This window comes from Rheinheimera sp. MM224 (genome assembly GCF_947090785.1).
In the GTDB taxonomy this organism is placed as follows: domain Bacteria; phylum Pseudomonadota; class Gammaproteobacteria; order Enterobacterales; family Alteromonadaceae; genus Pararheinheimera.
Genome location: NZ_OX352320.1, coordinates 2,032,945 through 2,056,026, shown reverse-complemented (window position 1 = coordinate 2,056,026; position 23,082 = coordinate 2,032,945). Strand labels below are relative to the sequence as shown.

General features: G+C 46.6%; 19 protein-coding genes. 11 read left to right on the top strand and 8 right to left on the bottom strand.

The window, feature by feature from the left end; genetic code table 11:
• Positions 1-9: 9 nt before the first annotated feature.
• The 9 genes from OM978_RS09770 (at position 10) to OM978_RS09730 (ending at position 13,995) form a co-directional block, all read left to right on the top strand.
• Positions 10-378, top strand: coding sequence for a cadherin-like domain-containing protein (locus tag OM978_RS09770; RefSeq protein ID WP_264346695.1), 369 nt, complete (start codon positions 10-12; stop codon positions 376-378).
• Positions 379-430: 52 nt separating this feature from the next.
• Entirely contained in the window at positions 431-1,555 is a 1,125-nt protein-coding gene (locus OM978_RS09765; protein ID WP_264346694.1) for a tetratricopeptide repeat protein, read from the top strand.
• A complete protein-coding gene (locus OM978_RS09760; RefSeq protein ID WP_264346693.1) occupies positions 1,552-2,034 on the top strand; it encodes a hypothetical protein in 483 nt (160 codons plus the stop codon). Before OM978_RS09765 ends, OM978_RS09760 begins: the two co-directional genes overlap by 4 nt.
• Positions 2,034-4,088: a TonB-dependent receptor gene (locus OM978_RS09755; RefSeq protein ID WP_264346692.1), complete on the top strand. Its 2,055-nt coding sequence runs from the start codon at positions 2,034-2,036 to the stop codon at positions 4,086-4,088. The genes OM978_RS09760 and OM978_RS09755 overlap by 1 nt, the downstream gene beginning before the upstream one ends.
• 491 nt (positions 4,089-4,579) lie before the next feature.
• Positions 4,580-7,555, top strand: a complete 2,976-nt coding sequence (locus tag OM978_RS09750) for a SusC/RagA family TonB-linked outer membrane protein (protein WP_264346691.1) — start codon at positions 4,580-4,582, stop codon at positions 7,553-7,555.
• A gap of 35 nt (positions 7,556-7,590) precedes the next feature.
• A complete protein-coding gene (locus OM978_RS09745; RefSeq protein WP_264346690.1) occupies positions 7,591-9,306 on the top strand; it encodes a RagB/SusD family nutrient uptake outer membrane protein in 1,716 nt (571 codons plus the stop codon).
• Positions 9,307-9,367: 61 nt separating this feature from the next.
• The gene (locus tag OM978_RS09740) at positions 9,368-10,684 is read left to right on the top strand and encodes a sugar porter family MFS transporter (RefSeq protein WP_264346689.1); all 1,317 of its coding nucleotides are present in this window, start codon (positions 9,368-9,370) and stop codon (positions 10,682-10,684) included.
• 3 nt (positions 10,685-10,687) lie between these two features.
• Positions 10,688-12,742, top strand: coding sequence for a glycoside hydrolase family 32 protein (locus tag OM978_RS09735; protein ID WP_319633900.1), 2,055 nt, complete (start codon positions 10,688-10,690; stop codon positions 12,740-12,742).
• Between the two features lie 26 nt (positions 12,743-12,768).
• Positions 12,769-13,995: an oligosaccharide MFS transporter gene (locus OM978_RS09730; protein ID WP_264346688.1), complete on the top strand. Its 1,227-nt coding sequence runs from the start codon at positions 12,769-12,771 to the stop codon at positions 13,993-13,995.
• Here the strand turns inward: OM978_RS09730 and OM978_RS09725 are convergent.
• The 3 genes from OM978_RS09725 to OM978_RS09715 all read right to left on the bottom strand — a co-directional run bounded on the left by OM978_RS09725 (position 13,987) and on the right by OM978_RS09715 (position 16,598).
• Positions 13,987-14,979 carry a LacI family DNA-binding transcriptional regulator gene (locus OM978_RS09725; protein WP_264346687.1) on the bottom strand — a complete coding sequence of 331 codons (993 nt, stop codon included), beginning with the start codon at positions 14,977-14,979 and terminating at the stop codon, positions 13,987-13,989. The two genes, OM978_RS09730 and OM978_RS09725, sit on opposite strands and share 9 nt — an antisense overlap.
• A 397-nt stretch (positions 14,980-15,376) precedes the next feature.
• A complete protein-coding gene (locus tag OM978_RS09720) occupies positions 15,377-15,667 on the bottom strand; it encodes a high-potential iron-sulfur protein (RefSeq protein ID WP_264346686.1) in 291 nt (96 codons plus the stop codon).
• A gap of 166 nt (positions 15,668-15,833) precedes the next feature.
• Positions 15,834-16,598: a substrate-binding periplasmic protein gene (locus tag OM978_RS09715; protein WP_264346685.1), complete on the bottom strand. Its 765-nt coding sequence runs from the start codon at positions 16,596-16,598 to the stop codon at positions 15,834-15,836.
• Between the two features lie 187 nt (positions 16,599-16,785).
• Here OM978_RS09715 and mltA point away from each other — a divergent pair, with 187 nt between their 5' ends.
• Positions 16,786-17,901 (top strand): murein transglycosylase A, encoded by a 1,116-nt coding sequence (gene mltA, locus OM978_RS09710; protein ID WP_264346684.1) that lies wholly within the window; start codon positions 16,786-16,788, stop codon positions 17,899-17,901.
• A 19-nt stretch (positions 17,902-17,920) separates the two neighbouring features.
• Here the strand turns inward: mltA and OM978_RS09705 are convergent, their stop codons facing one another.
• From OM978_RS09705 to OM978_RS09690, 4 genes are all read right to left on the bottom strand, one after another.
• Positions 17,921-18,445 (bottom strand): acyloxyacyl hydrolase, encoded by a 525-nt coding sequence (locus tag OM978_RS09705; RefSeq protein ID WP_264346683.1) that lies wholly within the window; start codon positions 18,443-18,445, stop codon positions 17,921-17,923.
• Between the two features lie 170 nt (positions 18,446-18,615).
• Positions 18,616-19,635, bottom strand: a complete 1,020-nt coding sequence (locus OM978_RS09700; RefSeq protein WP_264346682.1) for an alpha/beta hydrolase — start codon at positions 19,633-19,635, stop codon at positions 18,616-18,618.
• A gap of 118 nt (positions 19,636-19,753) precedes the next feature.
• Positions 19,754-20,173: an organic hydroperoxide resistance protein gene (locus tag OM978_RS09695; RefSeq protein ID WP_264346681.1), complete on the bottom strand. Its 420-nt coding sequence runs from the start codon at positions 20,171-20,173 to the stop codon at positions 19,754-19,756.
• 398 nt (positions 20,174-20,571) lie between these two features.
• Positions 20,572-21,051 carry a MarR family winged helix-turn-helix transcriptional regulator gene (locus tag OM978_RS09690; protein ID WP_233007016.1) on the bottom strand — a complete coding sequence of 160 codons (480 nt, stop codon included), beginning with the start codon at positions 21,049-21,051 and terminating at the stop codon, positions 20,572-20,574.
• A gap of 348 nt (positions 21,052-21,399) precedes the next feature.
• Here OM978_RS09690 and OM978_RS09685 point away from each other — a divergent pair, with 348 nt between their 5' ends.
• On the top strand, positions 21,400-21,918 hold the full coding sequence (locus OM978_RS09685) for an acyloxyacyl hydrolase (protein WP_264346680.1): 519 nt from the start codon (positions 21,400-21,402) through the stop codon (positions 21,916-21,918).
• A 22-nt stretch (positions 21,919-21,940) separates the two neighbouring features.
• Here the strand turns inward: OM978_RS09685 and OM978_RS09680 are convergent, their stop codons facing one another.
• Complete coding sequence (locus OM978_RS09680) at positions 21,941-23,077, bottom strand: DUF418 domain-containing protein (RefSeq protein WP_264346679.1); 1,137 nt, start codon at positions 23,075-23,077, stop codon at positions 21,941-21,943.
• Between the last annotated feature and the right edge of the window lie 5 nt (positions 23,078-23,082).

The following is a 23,082-nucleotide window of genomic DNA, read 5'->3' as shown; positions in this document are numbered from 1 at the left end:
GCCAGTTTTGTGACAGAAACAGAGACACAAGTGATGGATAAACTGATGGCCACAGATCCAGACGGAGATATGCTGAGCTATAGCATCGACTCTCAGCCAGCCAATGGCAGTCTGACACTGAACAGCAATGGTGATTTTGTTTACCAACCCAAAGCTGAATATACAGGCAGCGACAGTTTTGTCGCCCGGGTCACAGATGGAGAGTTCACCGCAAGCGCGACAATCCGCGTAGAAGTCGACAGAGCTATTGTCTCTTTCCTGCAATACAGCAAAGCAGCTTTTGCTCAACAGGAAACTGACATGGCCTTATCGACCAATGGGCGGGATTTTACTCAGGACACTGAAGATACAGCGGATTACGCTGAAGTGTTTCAGTAACAATGGACTGAAGTAAGCAAGCCCCGGTCTGACCGGGGCTTTTATGGAGCAGATGATGTTACAAAAAACAGCATGCATTACCGTGGTTTCTCTTTTAATGGCAGGTACAGCAGCCTTGCCTGCTATAACTTTTGCGGCATCTCCTGAAGATGGATTGGTGTTGCAAAGCAAAAATCGAGTTGTGTTGCCCTCTTGGGTGAAGCAGCTGGAACAGCAGACCTCACAAGCTCAGTCAACTGCGGATCAGGTGACACTGGCACAGGCCTACCTGCAACTGGCTCGTCAGCCGGGCTGGAGCCGCTATTTTGATAAAGCGCAGCAACTATTAAAAAATGCGCACAGTCCCTCCTCTGCCGCCTATTGGCTGGCTTTAGCCGATACTGCGCAGCAGCAACATCAGTTTGAGGATGCGCTGAATTATCTGGCAAAAGCCCAGCAACTGCAGCCTGACGATATCAATGCTTTGTTAATGAAAAACCGGATTTATCTGGTACAAAATAATACTGCCGCAGCGCTGGCTGAATGCAAAAAATTGCTGGGACAACAAGAGCTGTTTTTATTGTCCTTGTGCAGTCTGGAAGTTGCAGGACGTCAAGGCAAAACTCAGGACAGTTATAAGGCTTTACAATTGCTGGCGAGACAACAGCAAAGTATCCCACTGGCGCAACAACAGTGGCTGATTGCCGTGCTGGCTGAGCAAGCGGAAGCCTTACACCAACCCAAACAAGCCAGAGCCTGGTTAGAGCAGCTGCTATTCGCAGCACAATCTGAGTTCGTACCTTTGCCACTCTGGGTGAAATGGGCCGATTTGACGCTGAAGCAGGATGCCGCTTTGGTGTATCAGAAATTACAATATCTGCACCAACACCAACAGCTCGAAGACGCACTTCTGCTGCGTCTGGCTTTAGCGGAACAACAACTGGCCGAAGGGCAAGAGTATCAAGTCCTGATGCAACAAAGGGTTTCACTGCGAGAACAGCGTCAGGACACACTGCACAGCGCTGACTTGGCTCATTATTACCTGCGACTCGCCCCTGATCCAAAGAAAGCCTTGTACTACGCAAGACTAAATGTGCAGCAAGCACAAGAGCCGGATGATCAGCTGTTATTCACTCTGGCACTTGCGCAGTCGCAGCAAGACAACGCCCGCTCAGTCCAAACAGGAGAACAACCATGAAATGGTTTGCAGTCATAAGCTTATGTTTAAGTTGCTCTGTCTCAGCACACAGTTTAAGCACCGCCTTTATGCAACTACAAAATACAGAGGCAGGGTTATCCGCCACACTGGAACTGAGTATTGTCGACTTACAGCAGGCATTGAACTGGCCTGCGGATCAGGATGTTCGCTGGAGTGATATCCAAAAAAACAAGACACAGATCATCAACTATTTGCAGCAACACCTGCATGTAAAGAGCAAGCAGAATAACAGCTGTGTGTTGGAAACAGAGGCCAATGCATGGATAGCTGTTGAGAAAAATCAAACCTATTATTTAAGTTTGCCCTTATTCAGCACCTGTGATGCGCAACAAAGTTCATTACATTATCAGCTGTTTAGCGAGCTGCACGATCATAAACTGCTGGTGAGCTGGCAAGACAAACAATGGGTTGTCTCGCAACAAAGCCCTGCCCTGAATCTGACCCAAATGGCTCCCTGATGAACAGATCTGAACAGATGTTAATCTCCGTCTTAGTGCTTTGTTCAGCTCTGGTCACAGCGCAAGAGCAGGATCAAGAACAGACCAGTGCAACGGAACCTGAACTGATTTTAGTACGGGGTAATCAACATCAACATGGATCCACTATCAATGCCTCAGAAGGCCATGTGCATGGCGTAGATATTGAACAACGGGCACTGCTAAGACCAGGCGATATGCTGGAGTTTGTACCAGGCATGGTCGTAACTCAGCACAGCGGCAGTGGCAAAGCCAATCAGTATTTTTTACGGGGTTTTAATCTGGATCACGGCACTGACTTTGCCACTTCAGTCGATGGTATGCCTGTGAATATGCGAAGCCATGGCCATGGTCAGGGCTATTCAGATCTGAATTTTCTGATCCCCGAACTGGTGGAGCATATCCGCTATCGTAAAGGGAACTATCAGGCGAAGGATGGTGATTTTGCCAATGCAGGAGCGGCTGATTTTGAATTAAAAAATCAAAGCCCAGAACTGCTTCAACTGAGCCTGGGTCAACATCAATACCAGAGACTTTTAGTCAGTGGCAGCAGTAGTTACGACTCTGCAGACTGGCTGAATGCGGTCGAGCTGCAAGGTTATGCAGGCCCATGGCAAGGTGTCGATGAACAGGTAAAAAAAGTGAATCTGGTCAGCCGTTACAGCACACAACAGCTCGACTCAGCACAACAACTAACCTTTATGCTGTATGACAATAGCTGGAATGCAGCGGATCAAATCCCGCAGCGGGCCATCGATCAGGGACTGATCGACAGGCTAGGCGTCATCGATCCAAGCTCAGGAGGCAATAGCAACAGGCAGAGCATCTCCGGGCACTGGCAACAGCAGAACTTCAAAGCCAGTGGCTATTGGATCCAGAGTGAATTGCAGCTCTGGTCGAATTTCAGTTACTTTCTCAATGATCCACTCAAAGGCGACCAGTTTGAACAAAGCGACAAAAGGCAGCTGTTTGGTGGTGAGCTTAGCCAAGAGCTGCAACTTAAACTGGGTTCTTTAGACTGGAGCCATCAATTTGGTCTGCAAAGCCGTTATGACGATATTGATCAACTTGGCTTGTCACTCACTGAAAACCGGATACAACATCAGGCGGTGCGAATGGATCAGGTACAACAGCAGTCCTGGTCTGTATTTCATCAGCAGCAACTGCAGTTAAACCCTGACTGGCAAGCTCAGCTTGGACTACGTTATGACTGGATGTCCGCCAAAGTAGAAAGCCTTCTTCGCCAGGAAAATAGTGGACGGGCCTCACAAGGCATCAGCTCTGTGAAACTTGGACTACGCTACCAAAGCGATGAAGCTCAGCAATGGGATTTTTCAGTCGGACAAGGCATGCATTCTAATGATGCCAGAGGCGCGACCATTAACACAGATCCTGTTACCGGAGAACCAGCTAATGCAGTTCCACTTTGGGTTCGCTCTGAAGGTGCAGAACTCGGCTGGCGTTATCTCCAATCGAAGCAATGGCAAATTTCGGTCGCGGTTTGGGCCTTGCAGCTTGATTCCGAGCTGGTCTATATAGGTGATGCCGGAGGCACAGAACCGAACAGAGCATCTCGCAGAACCGGCGCAGAGCTAGCCTGGTACTACTGGATAAGCCCTGCATGGACTTTGGATCTGGAACTTGCCACCAGTCGCAGCAGGTATAAAAGTAACAGTGCAGATGAAGGCCGGTTTATTGAAGGTGCCTTACCCAGCGTCGCCAGTATCGCTATCAACTACCATGACGATACAGGACTGCATGCCAATCTACGTTTACGCCATTTTGGCAACAGAACCCTCGACAGCTACAACAAACAGCAAGCGCCAAGTAGTACAGTCCTCAATGCGGACTTATCCTACCAATGGCAAGAATGGGAATTTGGTGCTGAACTCTTGAATCTCACCAACAGGAAAGTGGCGGATATGGTGTATTTTTATCCATCCCGTTTGCAAAACGAAGCCACAGCTGTGGAAGACAGGCACTTTCATCCGCTGGAACCCCGTATGCTGCGATTATCCGTTGGATATCGTTTTTAGTCTGAGCTGAAGCTGACACATACGATGCTTATTGATATCTACTCATCTATGGTTACTCGCGGACACAGAGCCAACTGATGGTCATTAAAGAGGAAGCAGGTTTAGCGGGGATCCGACGTCTGTTCCCTGCTCTTTCCTCTGCATTTAATGGTTCAATCCATCGCAATTCTCCGGCCACTCAAGCAATCCACCCCTAAAGCAGCGGGCAGGCTTCCCAACTGTATCTGACCTCTGACTTCAACAAAAGACGACCAAGAACCTTCTCAGGCAAACCTATGAAGATTGCCAAGCCCCAGGTCAAAAAAACAACGATAGCATTGGCTTCAGGTACTTTGTTATCACAGAGTGATGCACCAATTTGAATGAAAACGCACAACATCTGTGCAAATCTTCGATTTATATGTTGAAAAAACGTTCATCCTGCATTATAAACAAAAAGACAACGTTGTTTATTGTCGATAAAAATAACATTCACATCAACAGGACAAGACATGAAAACATTCTCCATGCATCCGTTGGCGAGAGGCATTCATATGCTTCTGACAAGTAGCACTTTGTTACTCCCCACTTTCGTTTGGGCAGAGCAACAAACAGAGCCGCCTATACAGGAAGAGCAGAAAACCAATAAGGAAAAAGAGCAGCAGGATATCGAAATAATTCAGGTTTCTTATGGCTATGCCTCAGTTGAGAAAAAAGACCTGACGGGTGCTATAGCCACAGTAAAGCTTGAAGATATTGCCGACATGCCGGCCGGGAATATCATGCAAAATTTGCAAGGTCGGGTACCAGGCCTGCAAATAACCACCAGCGGTAACCCAAGCTCAGCAGCCACAGTGCGTATTCGTGGCCAGGGTCTGGGCCCGTTGGGAAACAATGACCCTCTGTATGTGATTGACGGTATTCCCACTAAATCGGGTTTGCACGAGATCAACAGCAATGATATAGCGGACGTGCAGGTACTGCGTGACGCTGCCTCCTCCAGCATTTATGGTTCACGTGCGGGCAATGGCGTCATTGTGGTCACGACAAAAAAGGGCCAGGAAGGACTAGATTTTAACTTTCGTTTTAATCAGACCCGTGAAAGTTATAATTATGATCTACAACCCCTGAATACTGAACAAAGAGGCGTAGCCGTATGGCGCGCGGCAGTCAATGACAAAACCAATCCAAATACAGCAAGCCCTTTGTATAACTTTGATTGGAATGGCGATTACGACAATCCACAACTCAACAGCGTAAACCTTCCAGCTTTTACAGATCCCGACAATCTGCAACGCCCTGCCGACACCCGCTGGTTTGATTTAGTCACCCGTGAAGCTGATGTACGGGACTTTAATGCATCTTTATCTGGCGGAGATGACAATAGCCGGTATTACAGTTCATTCGGTTATTACGACTCAGACGGCATAGTGGATGGTTCTAGCTTTGAGCGTATGGCCTTTCGGCTTAATTCTGAACATGAATTGATTAAAGACCGCTTAAAGCTAGGTCAAACTTTTCTGCTGACTAATCAGGTTGGCAACCTGATTAATGACTTAGCAGGGCAAATTCTTAGTCTGTCCATTGAACAGCAATCCATAGTACCGGTTTTTAACGATGAGGGTGGCTGGGGAGGCCCTGTGCCTGGGATCACTGACAGAGATAACCCGGTCAGGATCATTGAGCAAAACCGTGACAATACCCATAGATTCAATAAAGTGATGCCCGGCTTTTTTGTCGAATACAGTCCTTTAAACGACCTGAAACTCAAAAGCAGTTTAAGTGTTGACTACAGCCAGTTTTACTTCCGTAATTTTACCCGTAGTTTTAAGGCAGGAACTCTGACCTTTGGCGACAGACTAACGGTCGACGATAATTGGAGCCGCAGTATCATTGCCAGTAATACCGCCAGCTACAAAGTGGTATTAAATGATAAACACAACTTCAACCTGCTGGCTGGTATTGAACAAATCAACTTTAAAAGCGAATCCGCCCGCGGCATAGGGTCTGGTTTTGCGTCCAATGATCGTGATTTTGCGTTTTTATCTCAGGCTACCCGGGACGTACGGGTAGAAGGTGATGGCGACAGCTGGGCACTGGACTCTCAGTTTGCCCGTGCCGACTATAACTACGATGATCGTTATCTTGCATCAGCCACAGTGCGACGTGACGGTTCATCCCGTTTTGGCGAAAACAATAAATACGGCACTTTTCCGGCTTTTTCTGCAGGCTGGGTGCTGTCCAACGAAGAGTTTTTTAATCTGGATTCTATATCCAACCTGAAACTACGGCTGAGCTGGGGTGAAACCGGTAATCAGGAAATCCCGGGCAATGCCACTGCAACTACTTACGTCCCCCGTTACGCCACTCAGTCTTTGTTTACCAATCAACAAGACGAAGGCACAGCGTATGACATCACAGGCGCCAATGGCGGTACTTTGCCTTCAGGTTTTGTCCGCGCTCAAACGGGTAACCCTGACCTGAAGTGGGAAACATCCACTCAAAGCAACATAGGCCTGGATATTGACCTGTTTTCCAACACTGTCTATGCAAGCTTCGATTGGTATCAAAAAGAAACAAAGGACATTCTTACACTGACCCGCCCTGTAGCCACTTTAGGCGAAGGAGCACAAAAATGGGTGAACGGCGGCACCATAGAAAATAATGGTTTTGAAATGATCTTAGGTTATCAGGACTGGTTAAGTTTCGATGGCTGGGACGATCTCAAAGTGGACGCATCCTTTAACTTGTCCAAATCCAGAAATAAGGTCACAGCTTTACCGCAAGACGTGATCAACAGTTTTGGTGGCAACGGTCAGGATAAAACCATTCTTGGTCGTTCCATCAACTCTGTGTACGGTTATGTGGCCGAAGGTTTGTTTCAAAACCAAACCGAAGTGGATGAACATGCCACTCAGGCCGGTGCAGCTCCGGGACGGATACGCTGGGCTGACTTGGATGGCAATGGCGTGATCAATGAAAACGATCAGGACTTTTTTGCCACTACAGATCCTGATTTTCTTTATGGCTTTAATCTGACACTGAACTACAACGACTGGGACTTGAATATGTTCTGGCAAGGTGTGAAAGGTGGCCAAATTCGTAACAACTGGCGCCTTTTTACAGATTTCACTTCGCTGAATATTGGCTCTAATTATGGCTCAAGAGTGCTGGATGCCTGGACTGTGCAAAATAGCGATTCCTCTGTCCCTGCTCTGACTCTGGTTGATACCAATGGCGAAGGCCGTCAGTCCAGTTTTTTCTGGGAAGAAGGCAGCTATCTGAAGCTCAGAAATATTTCTGTTGGTTACAGACCTAATCTTGATCTGCTGGATAAGTTTGGCATTCAGGAAGCCCGGATTTATTTACAAGCCGCTAATTTACTCACTCTGACCCCAGATGGAACCTTAAGCGAAGACCCGGAAACACCCAATGAAGTCTTCCCGGTACCACGCCGTATCACTCTTGGCCTTGAAATGACCTTTTAACAGCAATTTCAGCACATCAACGAATGAGAACCAACATGAAACAGCTTACATACACTTTAATCTGTAGCCTGCTCGCACTCCAGCTGGCTGCATGTGGCGGAAGTGACGATCTCGACGTACCACCAAAGGCAGTATTGACACCTGAGCAGATCTCCACGGTAAGTAACATAGATGCACTGGTGATTGCCACTTATAGCTACCTTGGCAACGACCATTACACAGCACCCAACTTTTTATGGCCTACAGGAAATCTTCGTGCAGGAGATGCCCACAAAGGAGGTAACGGCCCTTCCGATATCTTTGCTTATCATGCTCTATCTATGTTTGAACCTATAGTACCGGAAATGGAATCGTTTCCACCCGACCTTATTGATTTAAATGATAAAAAGTGGAGCCGCAATTACACAGGTATTTCAAGGGCTAACGAAGTGCTGCGTGTCATCGCCAGCGCCGACAGTGCGGTGAAAGAAACACTGCAGTCAAAGGCTGCTGAAGCTCGTTTTGTCAGAGCTCTGTTTTACTTTGACCTGAAAATCCACCACAAATGGATCCCCTGGATAGATGAAACTCTGTCGCAGGAGCAAATACTAACCACAGGTAACCGCGATCTGACGGATCAGCAGCTGTGGGACAAAATAGCGGAAGATTTTCGTTTTGCAGTGAACAATTTGCCTGATGTACAAAAAGATGTCGGCAGGGCATCCGCCCTTTCTGCAAAAGCATTACTGGCAAAAACCTTGTTGTATCAGGCTTATGAGCAAGACGAACAACACAATGTGATCGCCATCAATGCAGACAAGCTCAATGAAGTCGTCAGATTGGTGACCGAAGTCGAACAGTCGAATGTCTATAACCTGCATGACGACTATGCGAAAAACTTCCTGGTTGAGTATGAAAATGGCGTGGAATCCGTTTTTGCAATACAGCGTTCATTAAATGATGGATCTCCGGATGGACGCGGCAGCTGGGCCAGCGCATTAAACGCTCCTCAGTCAGGTGGCTTTGGTTGTTGTGGTTTTCATGTGCCGACAGAAAACTTTGTCAATGCCTTTAAAACAGGGGCTGATGGCTTGCCTTTGTTTGAGACAGGTAATAACGCTGTTTATAACAAAGACACTGACGCTGTTGACCCACGGCTGGATCACACTGTCGCGATGGAAGGCAAACCTTTTAAATACGATGCCAATTTAATCCATGGTGGAGATTCCTGGTCCAGAGCACCTGCTATCTATGGCAACTATACCGGGATGAAAGATTTAGAACATCCAGACTGCGATTGTCGTGGTGAAAATGGCCCTTTTCCTATTTTCTCCCTGAACACTGTGCTGGTGCGTTTTTCAGATGTGTTGTTATGGAAAGCTGAAGCCCTGATTGAGCTGGATCGAATGAACGAAGCAGTTCCTATTATTAACAGGTTACGTCAAAGAGCTGCAGCCAGCACAGCTCGTTTAAACAACGCCAGTATCTACAGAATAGGTCAATACAGCGCTTTCAACTCAAAAGACGAAGCCCGACAAGCTCTGCGTTGGGAGCGTCGGCTGGAGTTAGGACTGGAAGGGCATCGCTTTTTTGATCTGGTGCGCTGGGGTATAGCCAAAGAAACGCTGGATCAGTATTTCCTGATCGAAAAAGGCCGAAAACCTTACCTGCAATCGGCTCATTTCACCAAAAACAAACACGAATACCTGCCGATCCCAAATCTGCAGATCAACTTAAGCGGCGGGTTGTACATCCAGAACCCGGGATACTAACCAGCAACAGTCAGAGCTGGCCTGGTGTTAGCTCTGACTGTTGTCACTAAAGAAGAAAGACATGAATAAAATTTTGTATTGGGCGATGACAGTTGCTGTCGCTGGTTTTTTGTTTGGTTTTGATACGGCCGTTATTTCCGGCGCAGATAAACCCACACAAGAGCTTTGGCAAAGCTCCCCTCTGTTTCATGGTTTATTTGTGATGTCCTCAGCATTATGGGGTACAGTTCTGGGAGCCTTGTTCGGCAGTTGGCCTTGTGACCGCTTTGGACGTAAATACACATTGGTGCTGATTGGGGTGCTTTATACAGTATCCGCTATTGGCAGCGCCTTAGCTCCTGATCCCTACAGTTTTGCAGTGCTGCGTTTTATTGGCGGCTTAGGTGTGGGTATGTCCTCTATTGCAGTTCCGGCCTATATCGCAGAAATTGCTCCGGCAGCCTGGCGTGGCAGGCTGGTCGCTTTGTATCAGTTCCAGATTGTATTCGGAATTCTGGTCGCATTCCTGTCGAATTATTTGCTGGCCGGCACTATTGAAGCTGATTGGCGCTTAATGCTGGGCGTAGAAACTATCCCTGCGCTGGCCTATTTACTGATGGTGTTACGTGCTCCTGAAAGTCCCCGCTGGCTATTGCAACAACAAAAGCCTGAACAGGCCAGAGCCGTCTTTAGCCAGCTTGGGCATCAAAATGCTGAGCAAATTATTTCCGATTTCCAGCGTGAGCAGCGGGTTCATGCCAACGAATCCTTGTTGGCCAAACGCTACCGTTTCCCCGTCATGCTGGCATTTCTGATTGCCGTCTTTAATCAGGTGTCCGGTATCAATTTTATAATTTATTACGCTCCCCGTGTTTTTGAATTGGCAGGGCTGGATAGCTCAGCCTCACTGCTGTCCAGTGCTGGTATAGGAGTGATCAACTTAATCTTTACCATGCTGGGGCTCTATCTGATTGATCGTCTGGGTCGAAAAACGCTGATGTATATTGGCTCTGTGGGTTACATCCTGTCACTCGCAACCGTCAGTTGGGCCTTCTCCAGCGGAGTCACAGGTTACTTTGTTGTGGCTGCCATTTTTACCTTTATTGCAGCCCATGCCATAGGTCAGGGCGCTGTGATCTGGGTCTTTATTTCTGAGATATTCCCAAATGCTGTGCGCTCTAAAGGCCAGTCACTGGGTTCAGGTACTCACTGGATCTTTGCTGCTCTGATCACCCTGATGATGCCCTGGGTTCTTGCCCATTTCAGCGCTGCTCAGGTGTTTGCATTTTTCACGTTCGCCATGGTGTTACAACTCATTTTTGTCAAAACCATGATGCCAGAAACCAAAGGCAGGACCCTGGAAGAATTATCCGGTAGCCTGCTGTCGAAGGAGATATAACCTATGCGTCGCATTTATGTTTTATGCACAGCTTTAGTTTTAGCAGGCTGTAACATGCCCCCAATAGCAGAAAAAACAGCGGCTGGTGAGCCGCCGCTTTATCACGAACAATACAGGCCGCAAGTGCATTTTTCGCCTGAACAACGCTGGATGAATGACCCAAACGGTATGTTCTATTACCAGGGTGAATACCACCTGTTTTATCAGCACAATCCGGATGCATCAGTCTGGGGCCCAATGCATTGGGGCCATGCTATCAGTAAAGATCTGCTGCACTGGGAACATCAGCCCATCGCCTTATCCCCGGATCCTTTAGGCACAATATTTTCAGGCAGTGCCGTCGTTGATCATAAAAACAGCAGCGGTCTTGGCACGAAAGAGAACCCGCCTATAGTGGCCATTTATACCTATCATGACCCCGTAGGAGAAAAACAGGGCCGGACAGATTTCCAGACTCAAGGTCTGGCCTATAGCCTGGATAAAGGCCGTAGCTGGATCAAACATCAGGCAAACCCTGTGTTAGCCAATCCCGGGATCAAAGATTTTCGTGACCCTAAAGTGGTATGGCATGAGCAGAGTAACAAATGGATTATGGTATTGGCTCAGGCGGATCATATAGGTTTTTATAGCTCAAAAAACTTAATCGACTGGAACTTTGAAAGTAACTTTGGCAAAGACTGGGGCAGCCATATTGGTGTTTGGGAATGTCCGGATTTAGTTCTGCTGCCCATTGAAGGTTCAGATCAATACAAATATGTGCTGATTGTCAGTGTAGGTTCCGGAGGCCCGAATGGAGGTTCTGGTACTCAGTACTTTGTTGGTGACTTTGACGGCAAAACCTTTCAGTTGGACGAAGACTGGCAACAGGCATTAAAACCTGAAGCACAACTATTTCCACAAGGGCAAGTCTTCGCCGATTTTGAAAGTGGATTACAGGGATGGACTGCAGTGGGTAACGCCTTTGCGAATGCACCTACCGCAGGTGCTCACCCGGAACAGTCTCCGGTAAAGGGCTTTGAAGGCAAGTATCTGCTCAACAGTTTCGCCGATAAAGACAAGGCGACAGGAACTTTAACATCAGGAGCCTTTACTATTAGCAACAGCTATATCAACTTTATGTTGGCTGGTGGTCAGTTTGAGGGAAAACTGGGCATGAACCTGCTGGTGGATGGCAAGGTAGTCCGCACTGCAACAGGCCAGAATAGCGAAAACGTTCAATTACATAGTTGGGATGTGGCCGATCTGAAAGGACAGCAGGCTGTAGTGCAGGTTATCGATGAGATTAGCGAAAATTGGGGGCATATTTATCTGGATCAGATAGTATTTTCCGATAAGCCTGCTTCGTCAAAAGTAGAACCGGCAGTCTGGCTGGACTATGGCACGGACAATTATGCAGGCGTCACCTTTAGCGCTATACCAGGGGAGCTGAAACAGAGTATCTTTATGGGCTGGATGAGCAACTGGCAATATGCACAAACGGTTCCAACTGAAGTATGGCGTAGTGCCATGACCTTACCCCGACAGCTAAATCTGGTGCACAGTGATGGCCTGTTACGACTGAAATCTACACTGATACCTGAACTGCAAAAGCTTGAGCTGAATAAAAAACAATTTGGGCCACTCTCAGGTCGGCATCAAATCGCTTTGCCCCAGCCTGAACATCAGTCCGGTTCCAGCCGTATTGACCTGAACCTGGAGCAACACCAGGGTGTGTCTGAGTTGATCCTGCATAATCAGGCTGGTGATCAGGTAAAAATTGAGCTTGATTTTGTCAAGAAAGAACTACGACTTGACCGCAGACAGTCTGGTAAGGTGGGTTTTGATAAGCATTTTGGCAATGTGCAAACAGCCCCAATGCTGGGGGATTTCAGTAAAAACAGCCTGACCATAGTGCTGGATGCATCGTCACTGGAGCTGTTTTGGCAAGATGGTCAAGTGGTCATGACTACCCTGCTGTTTCCACAACAACCTTATGACAGCTTACAACTGGATCTTGCCGAACATTCGACCATCCAACAGTTGACCATAACAAAGCTGAAGTCAATCTGGAAAAATTAGCATATACCCTGAAGGGGAAAGATCAGATGCAACAACACCGCCTGAATTACTGGTTGCTTAATGGCGCATTTTTCAGCTTTTTTGTGGCCTGGTCTTTTTCCTTTTCATTTTATGCCATTTGGCTGAAGCAAAATGTAGGACTCACAGCAACAGATATTGGCTTTGTCTTCAGCATAAACGCCATGGTGGCATTTGTGCTGATGCCTTTTTATGGTTATTGGCAGGACAGGCTAAGCGAAAGTAAAACCCTGCTTTATGTAATAGCTGTCGCAATTTTATGCTGTGGACCATTTTTAAACTGGCTTTATCAACCCTTACTTGAACGTAACTTCTGGTTGGGTTCTGGTGTTGGAGCCCTGTTTACTGCGGTAAGTTTTGGCGCTGCTGTAGGGGTGTTGGAATCTTTTATTGAACGCTTAAGCCGCAGAGATGGTTTTGAGTTTGGCCGCTCCAGAATGTGGGGATCTCTGGGCTGGGCCATCGCCACATTTTTTACGGGTCTGCTACTGAACTGGTCTCCTCCATCAGTGTTCTGGTTATCTAGTCTGGCCGGTATTGTTTTCTTGTTTTGCCTATCACAGGTGACAACACCCACCTGCTCTGCTCCACTGAGTTGCCAGCAACACAGCAAAAAGCCTGGCCGGTCTGATCTGCTGCTGGTATTGAAGCTACCGGAGTTTCGGCGTTTTGCATTTTATATCATCAGTGTTCCTTGTATTTATCAGGTGTTTGACCAGCAGTTTCCGGTTTATTTTGCCTCTATGTTTGCAGACCCTGAACTGGCGAATATCTACTTTGGTTATCTGAATTCTTCGCAGGTGTTGCTGGAGGCCGCACTGATGTTTATAACCCCGGCACTGGTGAACCGAATGGGGGCACGACAGGCGCTGATTTTAGCTGGTTGCATTATGGTGATGAGAATATTGGGTTCAGGACTGGCGACAGAAATGCTGGCGATTTCTGCGTTAAAGCTGCTACATGCGGTAGAACTGCCTATTTTATTGGTCGCCATGTTCAAATACATAGCTGCAGTCTTTGATTCACGGCTATCTACCACCTTGTATATGGTCGGATTTTTGCTGTTCAGCCAACTCAGCGCTATGGTGCTGTCTCCATGTTTTGGCTACCTGTATGACCACTATGGCTATGCTCCCTCCTACCTGCTGATAGGCAGCGTTATGGCGTGTTGCACCCTGCTGTCAGCATTCTTGCTGACTCCTGTTCAGGAAGGTATAAAACCTGTTTTACAATGAGCCACGGCTGATCAGTCTGAACGGCAGCTTGCTGGCCACAAGGTCCGTGCGTTCATCAAGCAAATAATTAAATGCCCAACGCCCCATTTCATAGTGAGGTAATGCCATGGTTGTCAGACTGGGTTGCAATAATTCAGGGATCAGATCCCAGTTGTCAAAACTGCCAATGCCAATATCGTCTCCTACTTTCAGACCCAGGGACTGCAAGACGAAATAAATTTCCATCGCCATAGGATCCTGGCCACATAAAATAGCATCAGGTTTAAATTGTTTTATCACTTCGCATGCCGCAAGCCGCGCTCTTGATACCAATTTGCCATCCTGTTCAGCAATCACTGATTCAATATGTAAATTTTGCAAAGACTCTCCCCGTTTTTCATAAGCACGGATAGCCCCCGCTTTGCGTCCTTGTGCAGCGATAATACGCTCATCAAGATTTAAAAAGGCGATACGTCTATAGCCTTTATCCAGCATAGCGCCTACGATTTGCTCACCAGCAAGTTCTTCATCTGGCACAACCGAAGTAAAACGTCCACAAGAGGTATAACAATTCGCTAAAACAGTGGGGATCTGAGTCAGGCTATCAGGCAAATCCACCTGACGATGATACATAGACGCATAGATAATGCCTTCCACACGGTGTTGGAATAAATGATCCACTGCAGCTTCCAGACTATATTTGTGCTCATTAATGTTCAGTACCATTAACTCTCTGTTGTGTTTCCACGCCATTTCCTGAGCGCCGCGGATTAAATCAAAGGTGTATGGGATCCGTAACAACTCATCAGCAATAAAACCAATCACTCCGGATTTTTTACGTCTGGTCATCTGAGCCGCGCGGTTTGGCCTATACCCCAGCGCCTCAATAGATCGCAAAACCTTCTCTCTGTTCTCTGGTTTTACCGTTGGGTCGTTGTTTACGACACGAGCTACCGTTTTAAAAGCCACCCCGGCATGTTTTGCCACATCTTTAATAGTTACCATAGCCTGTCCCCCCATAAGCCTGTTCGCATAGTTCATCGCTTTTCGCCATATCCGCTGGATACAATCTGGTTGCTTTCTTGTTAAAGACAACGTCAAACCCTATATCAGATTTGGCCATAGGGTCAATTCCTTCCTATCTTGCCTGAAGCCCGCAGCAGCTGAAACCGAAAGTATTGATTTTAGGAGAGAAAAACTCGCTGCTGTAATACGGCATCATTTGCAACCAAAAAGACAACGTTGCCAGAAGCTTATCGAACAGCAACATGTAAAACAATCGCCGGGAGCGATTGTTAACAACAGAGCGCAGCGACGATGGCCTGAACAGGTATTTTAAATGTAAAAAGCCAGTGCTGTGCTACTGGCTTTGTATACATGAGTTCAATGGGTTGAGCCAATCCTAAGCTTTTTTCGCCCAGGCAGCACACCAGCCTTCAGCACTGACCAGTTTGCCGGGGAATATATTACAACCCCTTAAGGCGTCGCCATCTTTGCCCTGCACTTGCATGCAGTTGGCACAGTTCGAACCTGCCACAGTGGATTTATCTACATATTTCATCGCCACAGCCATAGGATCATCCGCTTTTACATGCTCCTGAGCTAAAGCATGTAAAGCCGTGCCGCCCAAAGTGATACCCACTAAAGTAGAAGCTGATAGTTTTAAAAAATTACGTCTGTCTAAATTTCCCATCTTGTCTCTCCGTTTTTGTCGTTGTTGTATCAAGGTGTTCTGCCCCTTGATACATAACCCTACGGAGTATGGACGAAAAAAGACTAGTCTGGATTGATCTAACTCAGTGTCTTATGAGAATAATCTGGCAAGTTCAACAGACAGCAGCGCGCATGCAGTATTTTATTCAGGACTTGGTGACATAAAACTTTAACCACTGCGCTATGGTGCCTTGCTGGCGCTGCACTGCCAGGTACTGATTAAAAGCAGCCAGCTGAGGTTTCCAGCGTGGATGAAAAGCAACAGTAAGTCCGACAGGGCTAAAGCCTTTGGCTGAGCGATACAATTGCTGATCAGGAAAATGATGATGCAACAACCAATTCGCGACATGCTCATTCATAAAAGCAAAATCACAACGACCATTGAGTAACATTTTTAGCTGCGTCATTTCGCTGGACGAATCTACCCTCGCGGTTTCATTGGTCTGAAAAAATGGGGTTAAGGCGTCATAAACATAATACTGGCGGGTGCAAATTGCTTTGCCTTTCACCCACTCCGCTAACTGACCTTGTGCAGCCATCGGCTGACGGGAAAATAAATAGTCCTGATGCTCAAGTAAAGGCTCGGAAAATAACAGTTGCTCAGGATGTTGTGTCCACTCTTTGGCCAGCAAAATAGCGTCAACATCCCCCTGGTAAAGCCTGTGCTCGGCGCGGGTTCTGTTATCTGCGACATACTGCACGCGAATATTCTGCTGTTGGAAAAAGTCCTGCAATATTTCCGGGACCAGCCCTACGACCTTTTCAGTTTTTTCGTCCTGGTACATATAAGGCGGAACTTGAGGGTAATACAGCACAAATTTCAGATCGGCTTGTTTAGCCTCTGCTTGTACCGCAGTGGCGCAGCTCACCAAAGCCAGTAGCATCACAAGCTGTACTTTCCATAGTTTCATTGGGTTACCTGTCAAACCAGATCAGAAGCTGTCTGCCTATAAAGCTGATAATACAAGCATTAGCGTTTTTATCAAATAGTTGTTTTTACACCATATCAACCGAAAAATTCCCGGACAGCTGTTGTCAGTCCGACCACTGTGACATAGAGTGCAGCCACAGTCTGTTATTTTCGAATCTTATCCGCTTATGAAACAACATCTTTTATGGCTTGGCATTGCCAGCCTGTTTTTATCTGCCTGTAGTCAAACGTCCGGCATTCATCAGTCTAATCAGTTTGAGAACAATGGGCTGGATAAAAAAGCCAAAGCATTCAGTGGTACCTATCAGTTACAACAAGGTGCTGCATTAAAAGCTCAGTGGCTGACGCCGGAGTTGTTAGCCGGTCTTGAAGAACAATTAAAGTACCTGAACAAAAAGTCGGTAGCACAACAGCATAACTTGCCGGGTTTAACCATCAATAAAAGCCAGTTACAACAGAGCATTCGCGACTTACAGCAGTGGGCAGAGCAACCCGCAGCTGAAGGAGGCAAAGCTTTTGCGCTGCGCCAGCTCGCAGGTGAAGATGGTAGAGGTAATGTGCAGTTTACCGGCTACTATGTGCCGGTTTTTAAAGTACGGACCACAGCTGATGCAGAGTACAAATACCCTATTTATCGTAAGCCTGCAGGGGTAACAAATTACCCAAGCCGCGAACAAATTGACTTCGAACAGGCGCTGGCGGGTCAAGGGCTGGAGCTGTTTTATAGCAACAGCCTGGTCGATAATTTTTTTATGCAGGTTCAAGGTTCAGGTGTAGTTGAAGACGAATATGGCCAGCAGCATTTACTCAGTTATGGCGGCGGTAACGGTCATTCATACCGCAGTTTAGGTAAAGTACTGATTGAAATGGGCGAATACACAGCCGACACCATTTCCGCATCAGCCATTAAAGAATGGCTAGCGAAACATCCGGATAGACAACGTGAGCTGATGAGTCGTAACCCCAGCTATACCTTTTTCTCGCCGGGCTTAGATAAACCTGTAGGCGCGGCCAATGTGCCTTTAACCCCACTACACTCCATAGCCGTTGACCCGGCTTTTATTCCTTTAGGTTCAGTGTTACTGGCACAAGTACCGCTATTGGATGATAAAGGTGAATTAACAGGACATGAGTTCAGATTAATGCTGGCTCAGGATAAAGGGGCAGCCATTAAAACACCGGGCCGGATTGATGTGTATCAAGGCATTGGAGATGAAGCTCAGCAGCGCAGTGATAGTTTGCGACATTACGGCAAAATCTGGCTGATTTTGCCGCAAAACTGAAAGCAGACGAAGGCCTGACTTAAAAACGCCAGGTATAAGATAAGTTAATAAAATCCATGCCTGGATTAGGTTTTTCCAAACCACCATTGGAGTAGTGGAAATAGCGCAGTGAAATGCTGCGTTTTTTCGCAGGGTCCAGTGCCAGAGTCAAACCTAATCTATCCTCAAATTGATAATAAGTTCCTAAGTCTTTGCCTGCAAAACGCTTTTTATCCAAGAAGCTGACGCCTACTCCCAACTCCCAAAATAAAGCTTTGCCGTATACAGTGGTAAATTGGCGCGTTAATACAGGTGAGAAAGCAATAGCCAGATTATCGTCATACTCGGCCGGGTCACCATAACGCCATTTATTGGCACTGAGTTCGAGGTATAAGTTCACATCGCCAATCAGAGGAAAATCCGTTACCGTGGTGTGGTAAGGTCGGTATGCCAACCGTACACCTGTCACATCACCTTCGCCTTTAAGCAAATCAATCGCCACTTCATCGGCCATCGCAGTAGAGACAAATAGGCTTACAACCAAAGCCATGATTAACTTTTTCATACGAACCTCTTATCGATTTTTCATTCTGGTCTGTTCATTATTTTATGAATGAGCAGCCAGAACGGAAATCACTAAAAAGCTGACAGTCCGTTCTCATTTTTAGATTGTTAATAAAAAAGCCCCCTTCAGGAGGCTCAGTTTTTTTGACTTATGTGTCTTTGGAGCAGATCTCAGTTTAGATGTTTTTTCAGCGCCTGACCTGCCTGGTCCATAGCAGCTTGTGTACCTGGTACATCGGCCAGCACGTTCAGTAAACCGAAGTCGTGGATCATGCCGTTGTAGCGCACTGAAGTGACAGTCACACCAGCAGCATCCAGTTTGTAACCGTAAGCTTCGCCTTCATCACGCAGTACATCTAAGCCAGCAGTCTGAATTAAAGTTGGCGGTAAACCTTTTAACTGCTCTGTGGTTGCGCGCAGTGGTGAGGCATAAATCTCGTTACGTTCTGCAGGGTTAGTGGTGTAGCTATCCCAGAACCACTGCATCATGTTTTTGGTCAGGAAGTAGCCGTCTGCAAACTGGTTGTACGAGGTATTTTCAAAGTTCGCGTCTGTCACAGGCCATAACAGCAACTGAAATTTCAGTTTTGGTGTACCTGCATCTTTGGCTTTTAACGCCACCACTGCCGCCATATTGCCACCGACACTGTTACCGGCTACTGCTAAACGTGAACTGTCGATATTCAGCTCTTTACCATGCTCTGCCACCCATTTGGTTGCAGCATAAGCCTGATTAATAGCCGTTGGGTATTTCGCTTCTGGTGATGGCGTGTAATCCACATAGACAGCAGCTGCACCAGAGCGGCTGACTAAATCACGGATTAAACGCTCGTGGGTTGGGAAATCGCCTAACACCCAGCCACCACCGTGGAAGAACATAAAGGCCGGTAATACCCCTTTGCTGCCTACAGGGCGAACCACTACCAGTTTTAATGGTTTGCCATCGATAGTGATGGTTTTTTCACTGACATCAGCGGCTGGTAATTTGGCACCGGCCTGAGCACCAGTTAAAACAGCGCGTGCATCTTTAGGCGACAGTTGCTCTAAAGGTTTGCCACCGCCCTGAGCCAGAGCATTTAAAAAGCCCTGAGTTTGTTGTTCAACACCTGGACCACCAGCGGCGAATGCACTGTTGATACCTAACGCTATCACTGTAAAACCTACAACTTTACGAAATGTGTTCATCATCATTCTCCACTGGCCTCTTGGCCTTTGTTTAGTTGGCGACAGCAGTGTATTTTTTAATCACCACTGTCGCTATTGTCTAAAGGTTTAGTTTGGTTATCTGAAGGTATGGCGTCGTATAGCCTTAGTTCAAAATCACTAAACGAACGTCTATATTGCCGCGAGTTGCGTTAGAGTAAGGACATACCTGGTGAGCTTTAGTCACTAAGTCCTGAGCTACTTCCAAGCTTACACCTGGCAGACTGATTTGCAGTTCGATATCCAGACCAAAACCACCAGGGATTTGACCGATACCCACTTCAGCTGTGATTTTTGCATCGTTACCAATCAGCACTTTTTGTTGTGAAGCGACATATTTAATGGCACCTAAGAAACAAGCTGAGTAACCAGCGGCAAATAATTGCTCAGGGTTCGTCGCTGCACCACCAGCGCCACCTAATTCTTTAGGAGTGCTTAATTTCACATCCAATACGCCGTCTGAAGACACTGAACGACCGTCACGACCTGAAGTTGAAGTTGCTACTGCTTTGTAAAGTACTTGCATGATGTATTCCTCTGTTAAGTTTATTTGTTTGCGATATGTGTTATCGCGATAACTGTATGGTTTAAAAAAATGGGTGAACTCACCCGGTTTTACTTCTGTTACTGCCAGTCCTTATGGACCTAATCTGTACTGCTTAAGAACTCTTTACGTCTTAGCTTTTACACTCTTTGCTAGCTTCTGTATCAGGTCGTTTTACTGCTGTTGAACCAGCTGTTCGACCCGACTTGTGATTATATTATTGCGATAACTATTACTTCGCAAGTTTAATTTTCACTTATTTTGCAAATATTTTTTATGTGATTGTTTTTTAATGATTTAAAGTTAACACTCAGTGAAATGAACAGCATTAAAAAAGGGCCGTTAAGGCCCTTTTTCGTGTTGCTGAAGTCTACTATGGTTTAGAGTTTCTTACTTAACTGCGATCGTAACTGCACTAATTCCTGTCGTAATGCATGGATTTCAGGCTCAGCCATGCCACAACTTAAACCTATGGTCTGGTTCACCTGAACCGCTTGCTCACGCATAGCCCAACCCGCTTTGGTTAAACGAATTTCCAGAGTGCGTTCATTGTGTGGATTGCGGGTTCGGATCAATAACCCCATAGCTTCCATTCGCTTAATCACTGGAGTCAAAGCACCAGAGTCTATTTGCAACTGCTCGCCCACGTCTTTTAACGCCAGGCCATCGTTTTGCCACAAAATCAGCATAATCAGATACTGCGGATAGGTCAGACTCAGCTTGTCCAGCAAAGGCTTGTAGACCTTAGTCATCGCCAGAGAGGTGGAATACAAAGCAAAACACAGCTGCTGATCCAGATGTAAAGCTTTCAGGCTTTTTGGATCCAAAGTGGTAGTGGTCTGGTCTGAAGAATTCGCCATGTTGAAATTGCCTGCCTTAGAACTAAGAAACCGCAAGGTTAATCAGCATGCAGACAAAGGTCAACTTCTTATCCGCTTTTACCTCTCAATCGTCTTTTGTTCCCATCGTTTTTTGCTGTCATAAATTTTTTATAGTGCGCTCTTGATATCTGTTTTTTTATCACAACTTATGTACCGACTGTTACATAATGCATATTTATTAACTACTCCAGCGTTCTGATTTTAAAGCATCTGCAAAATCAAACTAGTGAGGATCAGGTAATAGCTATGAAGTTTTAGGTATTTATCCACTGTGACGCCAAAAGTAAAACAGGCAAAACATCAGGGTGGAGTAAGGCGGGATGATCGATGAAAAAAATTCTACTGGTACTTAGTTTTATGCTGTTGAGCCTGCAGGCTCAGGCTCAGGTTGCGGCTATTGATCTGGTCAAAGGTGAAGGCGATGTGTTGGGGTTAAGGCTGGGTTACCGACCTGTGGAATGGCATCTGGCCGAACTGCCTGTTTTAGGGGATGCCCAGCTTTATATGGAAGTCAGCGCAAATCTGTGGCGTTATGGTGACGATCCTGAATATGAAAGTAATCTGGCTGTGGCCTTATCTCCCGTGCTAATGAAGCAATTCGCCACCTTGTACAACAGGGCCTTGTATTGGGAGTTTGGTATAGGCTTTAGTTTGTTAAATAAACAACGTTTTGCCGGTAAAGATTTGGGATCTCACTATCAGTTTGAAGACAGGATAGGTCTGATTTGGCAACTGCACAGCAAAGCTCAGCTGGCTTTACGTTATATGCATTATTCCAATGCGGGTTTACAAAAACCTAACCCAGGCCTGGATTTTATTGCCTTATCCTATGCTTATCGTTTCTAGCGAAGAATCCGAAATCTGAGTTTTATAGTGCTGTATCGTGAGCTCTGCGCTCCAGTTTTACGCTGAGCCAACGATACAGCTGCTCAAACCACCATAACTGGCTGGTTTTGTAAAAATACTGCACACACAGCAGTTGCAACAGAATAAAGGCTACAGCTATAGCAGTCAGAGACCCTCTGTCCAGCGTAGCAAACCACTGTGGGCAGACCCAGCGAAACAGCAGCACCATAGTGACTGACTGCCAAAGGTATAAAGACAAAGAGCAACGGCCACAGCGCCTGAGTAGTTCAAACACAACAGGGAATAAAGGCATAACAAACATAAACAACCGGATGTAAATCAGGGCAAAACACAGATCGGAGATCATGTGTAGAGGATGCAGTCCATGATCTGCAAACGTAAATCCAGTCCAGAGCATAGGCAGTAAGCCGCAGCCAAAAGCAATCAGCAGCAAAGTAACAAAATGATGTTTTAATAGCTGTTGCCAATCCGATTGCATAGCCCAAATAGCCAGTAACATCATGCCACCAAACCACCAGTAACTAATAAACAGCAAATCAAGCACAACCAGAGCCACATACTTCATCTGATGCCATAGCTGGTCACTATAAGTCCCGGTATACAACGCAACTAGCTTTGCAGTATCGGCTGGGTCTTCAGCTTGCCCGGATGGAAGCAGCCATACCAAAGCAGGTAAAACCAAGCCTGCCAGCAGATAGTTTTTCGCATAACGCAGCTGATGCTCTGGTGCCCAGTGCAGCACTTGCTGCCACAAAAGCCCTGAAGCCACCAGTGCATACATCAGCAGAACATCACCAGACCAGACAAAAACTGCATGGCAAAAACCTATCAGCAACAAAGCTGACATTCTGGCTTTGAGTTTGTCCGCAGACATCTGGCTTTGCTGCCATAACAGATACAAACTGGCACCAAATAGCAGCGTCAGCAGACTGATAAACTTGCCACGGATCAACAGCTCATACAACTGATGCTGTAGCTGTGACCATAAAGACATAGACTCTGAAAGTCCGGCTAGCTCGGAGACTTCAAACGGATAGCCAAAAGCAAAAATATTGGCAAATAAGATCATCAGTACAGCCACACCCCGTAGTGCATCTATCTGATGCAAACGTGGTATGGCTTGAGGTAGGGTGTCCATGCTCA

Coding starts and splice junctions, on each gene's coding strand:
- OM978_RS09765 (WP_264346694.1), top strand. CDS start 431: ATGATGTTACAAAAAACAGCATGCATTACCGTGGTTTCTCTTTTAATG.
- OM978_RS09760 (WP_264346693.1), top strand. CDS start 1,552: ATGAAATGGTTTGCAGTCATAAGCTTATGTTTAAGTTGCTCTGTCTCA.
- OM978_RS09755 (WP_264346692.1), top strand. CDS start 2,034: ATGAACAGATCTGAACAGATGTTAATCTCCGTCTTAGTGCTTTGTTCA.
- OM978_RS09750 (WP_264346691.1), top strand. CDS start 4,580: ATGAAAACATTCTCCATGCATCCGTTGGCGAGAGGCATTCATATGCTT.
- OM978_RS09745 (WP_264346690.1), top strand. CDS start 7,591: ATGAAACAGCTTACATACACTTTAATCTGTAGCCTGCTCGCACTCCAG.
- OM978_RS09740 (WP_264346689.1), top strand. CDS start 9,368: ATGAATAAAATTTTGTATTGGGCGATGACAGTTGCTGTCGCTGGTTTT.
- OM978_RS09735 (WP_319633900.1), top strand. CDS start 10,688: ATGCGTCGCATTTATGTTTTATGCACAGCTTTAGTTTTAGCAGGCTGT.
- OM978_RS09730 (WP_264346688.1), top strand. CDS start 12,769: ATGCAACAACACCGCCTGAATTACTGGTTGCTTAATGGCGCATTTTTC.
- OM978_RS09725 (WP_264346687.1), bottom strand. CDS start 14,979: ATGGTAACTATTAAAGATGTGGCAAAACATGCCGGGGTGGCTTTTAAA.
- OM978_RS09720 (WP_264346686.1), bottom strand. CDS start 15,667: ATGGGAAATTTAGACAGACGTAATTTTTTAAAACTATCAGCTTCTACT.
- OM978_RS09715 (WP_264346685.1), bottom strand. CDS start 16,598: ATGAAACTATGGAAAGTACAGCTTGTGATGCTACTGGCTTTGGTGAGC.
- mltA (WP_264346684.1), top strand. CDS start 16,786: ATGAAACAACATCTTTTATGGCTTGGCATTGCCAGCCTGTTTTTATCT.
- OM978_RS09705 (WP_264346683.1), bottom strand. CDS start 18,445: ATGAAAAAGTTAATCATGGCTTTGGTTGTAAGCCTATTTGTCTCTACT.
- OM978_RS09700 (WP_264346682.1), bottom strand. CDS start 19,635: ATGATGATGAACACATTTCGTAAAGTTGTAGGTTTTACAGTGATAGCG.
- OM978_RS09695 (WP_264346681.1), bottom strand. CDS start 20,173: ATGCAAGTACTTTACAAAGCAGTAGCAACTTCAACTTCAGGTCGTGAC.
- OM978_RS09690 (WP_233007016.1), bottom strand. CDS start 21,051: ATGGCGAATTCTTCAGACCAGACCACTACCACTTTGGATCCAAAAAGC.
- OM978_RS09685 (WP_264346680.1), top strand. CDS start 21,400: ATGAAAAAAATTCTACTGGTACTTAGTTTTATGCTGTTGAGCCTGCAG.
- OM978_RS09680 (WP_264346679.1), bottom strand. CDS start 23,077: ATGGACACCCTACCTCAAGCCATACCACGTTTGCATCAGATAGATGCA.